Raw genomic sequence first — 9,730 nt, 5'->3', positions numbered from 1 at the left:
GCACTAGGGTGCTGCCCCAGGCAGTGCATAAAGGAAGGACCCCGCCGCGGCGGGGTCCTTCCTTTATGCACTGCCTGGGGGTGGGCCCGTTTTTCAGTTCAGGCGGCGATGTTGCCGTAGGACATGATAAGTCCCAGCCCAATGATGACGGCTCCCCAAACAACGCCCAGGATCACCGTGAAACGGTTCAGGTTCCGCTCGGCCACACCTGAGGAGCCAAGGCTGGAGCTCATGCCGCCGCCAAACATGTCGGAGAGTCCGCCGCCACGGCCCTTGTGGAGCAGAATCAGCAGGGTCAGCAGCAGGCTGGTGACTCCCAAAAGGATCTGCAGGGCAATTTGTAATGCTTCCACGTGTGGCCTTTCAGCATGGTGAGGGTTGATGCAAAAAAAGTTTGCTCGTTGTACCGCACCCCAGTCTAACCGGGTGCGCACGTGCGGAGCGAATGGACACGTGCCGGGGGAAGATAACCGCTAGTGGCTCACCAGGTGCTGTTCGAAGCGTGCAATGTTGGCAAATTCCCCTGCATCCAGGCTCGCTCCGCCCACCAGCACGCCGTCGACGTCGCGTTCGGCCATGATGGCGCCAACATTGTTGGCCTTGACCGAGCCGCCGTAGAGCAGGCGGGTCTTGTCGGCGGTGGCGGCGTCGAACAAGTCCGCCAGCTCCGCACGGATGGCGGCGCACATTTCCTGTGCATCCTGCGGTCCGGCAACTTCACCGGTGCCGATGGCCCAGACGGGCTCGTAGGCGATGACCAGCTGCGCTGCCTGCTCGGCAGTGAGTCCGGCGACGCCGCCGCGGACCTGGGCGAGGGTGTGCTCAACGTGGTTCCCGGCCTTGCGGACCTCCAGGCCTTCACCGGCGCACAGCACGGGGGTGACCTCGTGGCGGAAGGCCGCCTTCACCTTGGCGTTGAGCAGCTCGTCGCCCTCGTGGTGGAATTCGCGGCGTTCACTGTGGCCCACCAGCACGTAGCTACAGCCCAGCTTGTTCAAAAAGGCTCCGGAAATGTCCCCGGTGTAGGCTCCGGAGTCCTTGTCGGAGAGGTCCTGGCCGCCGTAGACGAGGTTGAGCTTGTCGCCCTGGACCAGTGTCTGCACGCCGCGCAGGTCGGTGAACGGGGGGAATACGGCTACTTCAACGCGGTCGAAGTCGTGGCGGGCGTCGGAAAGCGTCCAGGCCAGCTTTTGCAGCAGTGTGATGCCCTGGACGTGGTCCATGTTCATCTTCCAGTTGCCGGCAATCAGCGGTGTCCGGTCAAATGCCCCGTTGGTTGAAGTCGTCATTGTTCTCTCGTTTCTTGCGTCACTGTTATTCCAACAGCTGTGGATCGGGTGCCGGCTGCGTGCCGGCACGAAAGGTGGCGGCGGGTTGACACCCGCCGCCACCGTTGCGCTTAGCGGTCCAGCGCCACCAAGCCGGGCAGTTCCTTGCCCTCAAGGTATTCCAGGCTGGCGCCGCCACCGGTGGAAATATGCCCAAAGGCGGTGTCGGCGAAGCCCAGCGAACGCACGGCCGAGGCGGAGTCCCCGCCGCCGACCACCGTGAAGCCGCCGTTGGCACTGTTGGCCTCCAGAGCCGCGGCGACAGCCCGCGTGCCTTCGGCGAAGGCAGCGAACTCAAACACACCCATGGGGCCGTTCCAGAACACCGTCCTGGCGGCCGCAATGGCCGCCGCGAACGCCGCACCGGATGCGGGGCCGATGTCCAGACCGAGGCCCGCGGCACCGAAGGAACTGCCCTCGATGGCGTCCGCGGGCACCACCTCGTGGGCGGCGTCGGCGGCAAAGCCGGCGGCCACGACCACGTCGGTGGGCAGCACGAAGCTGGTTCCGGCGGCTTCCGCGCGGGCCAGATAGTCCTTCACCACGGGGATCTGGTCAACCTCCAGCAGTGAGGCACCCACCTTGTGGCCCTGGGCTGCCAGGAATGTGAACAGCATGCCGCCGCCCACCAGGATGGAGTCGGCCTTGCCCAGCAGGTTGTCAATGACCGCCAGCTTGTCGGAGACCTTGGAACCGCCGAGCACCACCACGTAGGGGCGTTCGGAGTCGGTGGTGAGCTTGCGCAGCACCTCGAGTTCGGTGCGCACCAGGTCACCCTGGTACGACGGCAGTGCCTTGGCAATGTCATAGACGCTGGCATGCTTGCGGTGCACGGCACCGAAGGCGTCGTCCACGTACGCGCCGTTGCTGCCCGTGAGGGCGGCGAGTTCGGCGGCGAAGGCGCCCCGTTCGGCGTCGTCCTTGGAGGTTTCGCGGGCGTCAAAGCGCACGTTTTCCAACACCAGCACCGAACCGTCGGCCAGGGCCGCCGCTGCCGCCTGCGCAGCCGGTCCCGTGGTGTCCGCGGCCAGGACCGCGTTCAGTTCCGGGGCCAGTTCGGCCAGGCGGGCCACGGCCGGCGCCAGGGAGTATTTGGCTTCCGGGGTGCCCTTGGGACGGCCCAGGTGGGCGCTGACCAAAACCCGCGCCCCGGCCCCGGCGAGGGCCGAGATGACGGGCAGGGACGCCTTGATGCGTCCGTCGTCACTGACGTTAGAGCCGTCAAGCGGCACGTTCAGGTCACTGCGGACCAGAACGTACCGCCCACGGACACCTTCATCGAGGAGTTCGCTGAGGGTGTGCAGTGTCATGCTGACGCCTAGCCCAGCTTCGATGCAACGAGTTCGGTCAGATCGACCAGGCGGTTGGAGTAGCCCCACTCGTTGTCGTACCAGGAAACCACCTTGACCTGGTTGCCGATGACCTTGGTCAAGCCCGAGTCGAAGATCGAGGAGGACGGGTCGGTGACAATGTCCGAGGAGACGATCGGGTCTTCGGTGTACGTCAGGTAGCCGGCCAGCTTGCCTTCGGCTGCGGCGGCCTTGTAGGCGGCGTTGACTTCCTCCACGGTGACTTCGCGGCTGACGGTGGCGGTCAGGTCGGTGGCTGAACCTGTGGGGACGGGGACGCGGATGGCGTAGCCGTCGAGCTTGCCCTTGAGTTCGGGCAGGACCAGACCAATGGCCTTGGCGGCACCGGTGGAGGTGGGGACCATGTTGATGGCCGCCGCACGGGCACGGCGGAGGTCCTTGTGCGGGCCGTCCTGCAGGTTCTGGTCGGCGGTGTAGGCGTGGATGGTGGTCATCAGGCCACGCTCCAGGCCGAAGCTGTCGTTGAGGACCTTGGCCAGCGGGCCGAGGCAGTTGGTGGTGCAGGAGGCGTTGGAGATGATGTGGTGCGCGGCCGGGTCGTACAGCTCGTCATTGACGCCCATGACGATCGTGATGTCTTCATCGGAGGCCGGTGCCGAGATCAGGACCTTCTTGGCGCCGGCATCAAGGTGCTTCTGCGCGCCTGCGGCGTTGGTGAAGAAGCCGGTGGACTCGATGACAATGTCAACATTGTGCTCGCCCCAGGGGAGGTTGGCGGGATCGCGCTCGGCGAAGACCTTGATGGTCTTTCCGTCCACCACGAGGTTTCCATCGACGACCTCGACACTGGCGGCCAGACGGCCGGTGACGGAGTCGTACTTGAGCAGGTGCGCCAAGGTTTCGGGGCTGGTCAAGTCATTGACTGCCACAATGTCGAGGTCCGCACCCTGGGCCAGGGCGGCGCGGAAGTAGTTGCGGCCGATGCGGCCAAAGCCGTTAATACCAATACGAGTAGTCACTTGTTCTCTCCTTGGTGCTCAGGTGGAGCACACGTAGTCAAGTTGAAGGTCACCTTCAACCATGGTTTCCCGCACGACGTTGGGCAGAGATTCTTTACATGCACGGCGTCCATTTTCATTCCGACGCCGTGATCCATATTACATTCAGTGGGGCCCGCCCCGGTAATATTGGGAGGCGGGCGTCCACATGATGGTCCACCACGGGTGGCCCACCGGGTTTCCGGGTGCAGCGGCCAGGGGCCGCTGCACCCGGAAGTCTTTCAGCGCAGCTGTTCGAAGCTGTTAGGGCAGGATCAAGCCCGTGGCGTTGGCGCGGGCTGCGTCAAAGCGCTTGGCGACGTCGGCCCAGTTCACAATGTTCCAGAAAGCCTTCACGTAGTCGGCCTTGACGTTGACGTAATCCAGGTAGAAGGCGTGCTCCCACATGTCCAGCATCAACAGGGGCGTGGTGGCCACGGGGACGTTGCCCTGCTGGTCGAAGAGCTGCTCGATGACCATGTTGCCGCCGAGGCCCTCGTAGGACAGCAGCGCCCAGCCGGAGCCCTGGATGCCCATGGCAGCCGCCGTGAAGTGGGCGCGGAAGGCGTCGAAGGAACCGAAAGCGTCGTCGATGGCCGCTGCCAGCTCGCCTGTGGGCTTGTCGCCGCCTTCAGGGGAAAGGTTGTTCCAGAAGATCGTGTGGTTGGTGTGCCCGCCCAGGTGGAATGCCAGGTCCTTGGAGAACCTGTTGATGTTGGCGAAGTTGTTGCTTTCGCGGGCCTCGGCAAGCTGCTCCAGGGCGGTGTTGGCGCCGGCAACGTAGGCTGCGTGGTGCTTGCTGTGGTGCAGTTCCATGATGCGGGCGGAAATGTTCGGTTCCAGCGCAGCATAGTCGTAGCTGAGTTCCGGAAGTGTGTACTTGGTCACGGTTCCTCCATTGCGTTTCTTCTTGGGGTGGGTCGGCGCGAACCGTCCCGGCGGGTCTGCCGGAGGCAGCCCCGCGCTCTACTCTTCCATACTAGGCACTTTAGCCATCGAGCATGTCAAAGGTGACGTTGAACTCAGTGCCGGGAATGCCCAGGTCCTTGGCCTTTTTATCCGCCATGGCCAGCAGGCGCCGGATGCGTCCGGCAATGGCGTCCTTGGTCAGGGGTGGGTCCGCAAGGCGGCCCAGTTCATCGAGGCTGGCCTGCTTGTGGGCCACCCGCAGCGCACCGGCGTACTTGAGGTGCTCGGGCACGTCCTCCCCCAGGATTTCAAGTGCCCGCTCCACCCTGGCTCCGGCGGCCACTGCGGCTTGGGCGGAACGGCGCAGGTTGGCGTCGTCGAAGTTCGCGAGCCGGTTCGCCGTGGCGCGGACCTCCTTGCGCATGCGGCGTTCCTCCCAGATGAGGAAGGTGGCGTGGGCGCCCATGCGCACCAGCAGCTCGCCAATGGTGTCGCCGTCGCGGATCACCACCCTGTCAATGCCGCGCACATCCCTGGCTTTGGCGGCTATGTCCAGCCGGCGGGCAGCGCCCACCAGGGCCAGGGCCGCCTCCGGTCCGGGGCAGGTGACCTCCAGCGCTGAGGAGCGGCCCGGTTCGGTGAGGGAGCCGTGGGCCAGGAACGCCCCGCGCCAGACGGCTTCGGCGTCGGCGCTGGAGCCGTTGACCACCGCCGAGGGCAGGCCGCGCACCGGCCGTCCGCGTCCGTCCAGCAGACCGCTTTGGCGGGCCAGGGCCTCACCGTCACGCACCACCCGCACCACATAGCGACTGCCCCGGCGCAGCCCGCCGCCGGAGACCACCACGATCTCGCTTTGGTGCCCGTACATTTCCGCAATGGCCACCCGGAGCCGGCGCGCCGTGGCGGCGGTGTCCACCTCTGCTTCAATGACTATCCGTCCGGAAATGATGTGCAGGCCCCCGGCAAAGCGCAGCAGCGCCGAGACCTCGGCCTTGCGCACGGACGATTTTTTAACATCAAGCCGGGACAATTCCTCTTTTACCGCCGCCGTCAGCGCCATGGTCTGCCCTTCGCTTTCACGTTCATTTATTGATTCCCAAAAATATCCCTGTAGGCGGCGGCAAGACGCAAGGGGTCATGCACGGCGCTTTCGCCGGAGCTGCCCACTTTACCGAACACCACCCGCGCACCGAGCATTGCCGCCGCTGCCTGGAACTGCCGGGCATCACCAATGGAATCCGGATCGGCAAGCACCACGTCCACCCGGAAATCGGGGGCATACTGGGCAATGACGTGCAGGTGGTCGGCGGCATTCATGCCCGTGGCCTCCAGGTCATTGGTGTCCAAATTCATGGTCAGCAACCGCCGCGCCGTGGTGCTGCACAGGGCCTGGCGCATTTCCGGCAGCAGCAGGTGCGGCAGCACCGAGGTGTACCACGACCCCGGACCCAAAACCACCCAGTCGGCCTGGCAAATGGCGGCCACCGCCTCGGCGCAGGCCGGGGCGTCCTCGGGCAGCAGGCGCACATTGGCCAGTTCACCGGCCTTGGCCAGCCGCGACTGTCCACGGATGAGGGCGCCTTCCCCCGTGCCCTGGCGGACGCTGCCTTCAATGGTCAGCGGAACACTGGCCATGGGCAGCACCTCGCCCCGCGCCCCCAGGAGCGCGCCGGCCCACCGCAGCCCGGCCACGGTGTCGCCCAGCAGCTCCCACAGGGTCACAATGAGCAGGTTGCCCAGGGCATGGTTGTCCAGGGAACCCTTGACGCCGTCGCGGGAGGCGAAACGGTGCTGCATGACATCGCGCCAGGTGCGCCCCCAGTCCGTGTCGTCGCACAGTGCCGACAGCGCCATGCGCAGATCCCCGGGCGGCAGGACATCGAGTTCCTCCCGCAGCCGGCCGGAAGAGCCGCCGTCGTCGGCGACGGTGACAATGGCTGTGACCTCACCTGTCACCAGGCGCAGCGCGGACAGCGACGCGGCCAGCCCGTGCCCGCCGCCGAGTGCGGCGACCCGCACCCCGCTCTCGGGGGCGGACAATTTGCTGGCGGCCGGGATGATCGGCAGGATTCCGGTGTACACGGCTACTCCCGGCCCAAATCACGGTGCCGGATGCTGGCAGTGACGTGCGGCAGCTGTCCCAGCCGCTTGGCCAGTTCAATGGCCACCGCCACGGAGCGGTGCTTGCCGCCCGTGCAGCCCACTGCAATGGTGGCGTAGTGCTTGTTTTCCCGGCGGTAGCCCTCCAGCACCGGCTCCAGGGCGTGGACGTACCGGTCCACAAATCCGGCGGCGCCGTTGTCCTGCAGCACAAAGTTGCTCACTGCCTCGTCCTGGCCCGTGAGCGGACGCAGTTGCGGGATCCAGTGCGGGTTGGGGATGAAGCGCACATCCGCAACATAGTTGGCGTCCATGGGCAGCCCATATTTGAACCCAAAGCTCATCACTGTCAGGCTCAACACCACGGGGCCGGATTCGGAAAAGAGCTCCGTGACGGCGGTGGCCAGTTGGTGGACGTTCATCACGGAGGTGTCCAGCACCATCTCCGCCTGCGCCTTCATATCCGCCAGCAGCAGCCTCTCGGCGGTGATGCCGTCGGTGATGCGCCCGTCGTTTTGCAGCGGGTGCGGGCGCCGGCCCTGCTCAAAGCGGCGCACCAGGGTGTCGTCGCTGGCATCCAGGAACAGCACCCGGTAGGCCACACCGGCGGCGGACAGGGCCTTGAGGGAGTCACGGATGTCGGCGAAGAGCGCCTTGCTGCGCACGTCGACGACGACGGCGAGCTTGGGCAGCGCCGCCGGCATCCGGGACGCGAGGTCGGCAAGGGTGCCAAGCATTTGCGGCGGCAGGTTCTCAATGACATACCAGCCGTGGTCCTCCAGGGCGTTGGCGGCAGTGCTGCGCCCGGCCCCCGACATGCCGGTGATGACCAGCAGCTCCGCCTCCACGGGTTTGACCGGCGTCAAGGCATTGTCCGTTGCGGCCGTGGCGGCCGTTGCGTCGTGCTGTTCAGTCATTGCTCATCCCTGTCCCTAAGTGGCTGTTCCGGTGCCTGCCGTTGCCCGGCATGCGCGCGGGTGGGGCCACCCACCATCCTGCCAGATGCTGCGCCACGGTGGCGGCTGCACCGGCCCGTCCCGCAGCGGCACGGGCCGGCTTCAGTCAAGAATTTCACCCGTGGTCATGTTCACTGCCGGGGCCTGTTCGGGTGCGGCGGCGCCGTCGGCATGCAGGGTGGCGAAAATGGACTGCGCCAGCACCGGGCCCACGCCCTTGGCCTGGCCCAACTCCTCCACGGTGGCGGCGCGCACCTTCTTCAAGGAGCCAAAGTGCTCCAGGAGGGCCTTTTGCTTGGCGGTGCCGAGCCCCGGCACCCCGTCCAGCACCGAAGCGGTCATGGCCTTTCCGCGTTTGGCGCGGTGGAAGGTGATGGCAAAGCGGTGCGCTTCGTCGCGGATCCGCTGCAGCAGGTACAAGCCCTCGGAGGCGCGCGGCAAAATGACGGGGAAGTCGCTGCCTGGAACCCATACCTCCTCCAGCCGCTTGGCCAGGCCCACCACGGCAACATCGGTGATGCCCAGTTCCGCCAGGGCCCGGGAGGCGGCGTTGACCTGGGGGATGCCGCCGTCGACCACCACCAGATTGGGCGGGTAGGCAAACTTGGCCTTGTTGGCCTCCGCGCCGGAGCCTGCCGCCGGGTCGACGCTGCCTGAACCCGGCATGGACTGTGCACGTTCGGCCTTTTCGCTCAGGTAGTTGCGAAAGCGCCTGCTGATGACGTCATACATGGACGCGGTGTCGTCAATGGCGGCTTCACCGGTGATGGCGAACTTGCGGTATTCGCTTTTCTTCGCCAACCCGTCCTCCACCACCACCATGGAGGCCACCACATTGGTGCCCTGGACATGGGAAATGTCAAAACACTCGATGCGCAGCAGCGGCATGGGCAGCTCCAGGGCTTCCTGCAGCTCCTGCAGGGCCAGGGAACGGGTGGTGAGGTCTCCGGCGCGGCGCGATTTATGCAGCACCATGGACTGGCGCGCATTGGCCTGCACGGTGCCCATCAGGGCCGCCTTCTCTCCGCGCTGGGGGACCTTGATGGCCACCTTGCCCCCGCGCAGCACGGCCAGCCAGCTTTCCAGCTGTTCATGGTTGGCCGGCAGCTCGGGCACCAGGATCTGGCGCGGGATGCTGCCCTGCTCGCCGTCTTCGCTGCCGTACACCTGTTGCAGCAGGTGTTCCCACAGTTCGGCGGTGGTGGTGTCCTCCACCTTTTCCACCACCCAGCCGCGCTGTCCGCGGATGCGCCCGCCGCGGACGTGGAAGACCTGCACCGCGGCTTCCAGCTCGTCTTGCTCGACGGCGAACACATCGGCATTGGTTTCCTCCGCCAGCACCACCGCGTTGCGTTCAAACACCTTGCGCAGGGCCACAATGTCATCGCGCAGGCGCGCCGCCTGCTCGTAGTCCAGCTCGGCGACGGCGGCGGCCATTTTCTTCTCCAGCGTGCCAATGAAGCGTTTGGCCTCGCCGTTCATGAAGTCGCAGAAATCCTGCGCCAGATCCCGGTGGTCCTCGGTGCTGATGCGCCCCACGCAGGGCGCTGAGCACTTGTCGATGTAGCCCAGCAGGCAGGGCCGGCCGCTGCGCTCGGCCCGGCGCAGCACGCCCAGGGAGCAGCTGCGCACGGGGAACACCCGCAGCAGGGTGTCCATGGTCTCCCGGATGGCCCCGGCCGTGTAGGGCCCGAAATAGCGGGTGCCTTTGCGCCGCTCGCCACGGACCACCTGCACCCGCGGGTACTTCTCCCCCATGGTCACTGCCAGGTAGGGGTAGGACTTGTCATCGCGGAAGGCCAGGTTGTAGCGCGGGGCAAACTCCTTGATCCAGGTGTATTCAAGCTGCAGCGCCTCCAGCTCGCTGCCCACAATGGTCCACTGCACACTGGCCGCGTGGTGGACCATGGCGAACGTTTTGGGCTGCAGCTTGGCCGGGTTCGCGAAGTAGGAGTTGAGCCTGGCACGCAGGTTCTTGGCCTTGCCCACGTAGATGATGCGCCCGTGCTCGTCACGGAACCTGTACACCCCGGGATCGGTGGGGATTTCCCCGGGCAGGGGACGGTAGCTTGCTGGATTTGCCATGGCCC

The 9,730-nt window shown here is 65.9% G+C and carries 9 protein-coding genes; all 9 read right to left on the bottom strand.

Going from position 1 to position 9,730, the window contains the following annotated elements:
• Positions 1–98: 98 nt before the first annotated feature.
• Positions 99–353, bottom strand: a complete 255-nt coding sequence (secG, locus tag ACFUCV_RS12955; protein WP_380816337.1) for a preprotein translocase subunit SecG — start codon at positions 351–353, stop codon at positions 99–101.
• Positions 354–473: 120 nt separating this feature from the next.
• On the bottom strand, positions 474–1,289 hold the full coding sequence (gene tpiA, locus ACFUCV_RS12950) for a triose-phosphate isomerase (RefSeq protein ID WP_380816335.1): 816 nt from the start codon (positions 1,287–1,289) through the stop codon (positions 474–476).
• 110 nt (positions 1,290–1,399) lie between these two features.
• Positions 1,400–2,638 (bottom strand): phosphoglycerate kinase, encoded by a 1,239-nt coding sequence (locus tag ACFUCV_RS12945; protein WP_380816332.1) that lies wholly within the window; start codon positions 2,636–2,638, stop codon positions 1,400–1,402.
• Positions 2,639–2,646: 8 nt separating this feature from the next.
• The gene (gap, locus tag ACFUCV_RS12940; RefSeq protein ID WP_380816330.1) at positions 2,647–3,657 is read right to left on the bottom strand and encodes a type I glyceraldehyde-3-phosphate dehydrogenase; all 1,011 of its coding nucleotides are present in this window, start codon (positions 3,655–3,657) and stop codon (positions 2,647–2,649) included.
• A 282-nt stretch (positions 3,658–3,939) separates the two neighbouring features.
• Positions 3,940–4,563: a superoxide dismutase gene (locus ACFUCV_RS12935; protein WP_380816328.1), complete on the bottom strand. Its 624-nt coding sequence runs from the start codon at positions 4,561–4,563 to the stop codon at positions 3,940–3,942.
• Between the two features lie 100 nt (positions 4,564–4,663).
• A complete protein-coding gene (gene whiA, locus ACFUCV_RS12930) occupies positions 4,664–5,644 on the bottom strand; it encodes a DNA-binding protein WhiA (RefSeq protein WP_380816326.1) in 981 nt (326 codons plus the stop codon).
• 26 nt (positions 5,645–5,670) lie between these two features.
• Positions 5,671–6,666, bottom strand: a complete 996-nt coding sequence (gene yvcK, locus ACFUCV_RS12925; protein ID WP_380816324.1) for a uridine diphosphate-N-acetylglucosamine-binding protein YvcK — start codon at positions 6,664–6,666, stop codon at positions 5,671–5,673.
• A 2-nt stretch (positions 6,667–6,668) separates the two neighbouring features.
• Entirely contained in the window at positions 6,669–7,601 is a 933-nt protein-coding gene (gene rapZ / locus ACFUCV_RS12920; RefSeq protein WP_380816322.1) for an RNase adapter RapZ, read from the bottom strand.
• Positions 7,602–7,742: 141 nt separating this feature from the next.
• Positions 7,743–9,725 (bottom strand): excinuclease ABC subunit UvrC, encoded by a 1,983-nt coding sequence (uvrC, locus tag ACFUCV_RS12915; protein ID WP_380816320.1) that lies wholly within the window; start codon positions 9,723–9,725, stop codon positions 7,743–7,745.
• Positions 9,726–9,730: the final 5 nt, after the last annotated feature.

The organism is Specibacter sp. NPDC057265, from assembly GCF_042668835.1.
GTDB lineage: Bacteria > Actinomycetota > Actinomycetes > Actinomycetales > Micrococcaceae > Specibacter.
The sequence above is the reverse complement of the archived record's forward strand: the minus strand, read 5'-3'. Positions and strand labels throughout refer to the sequence as shown.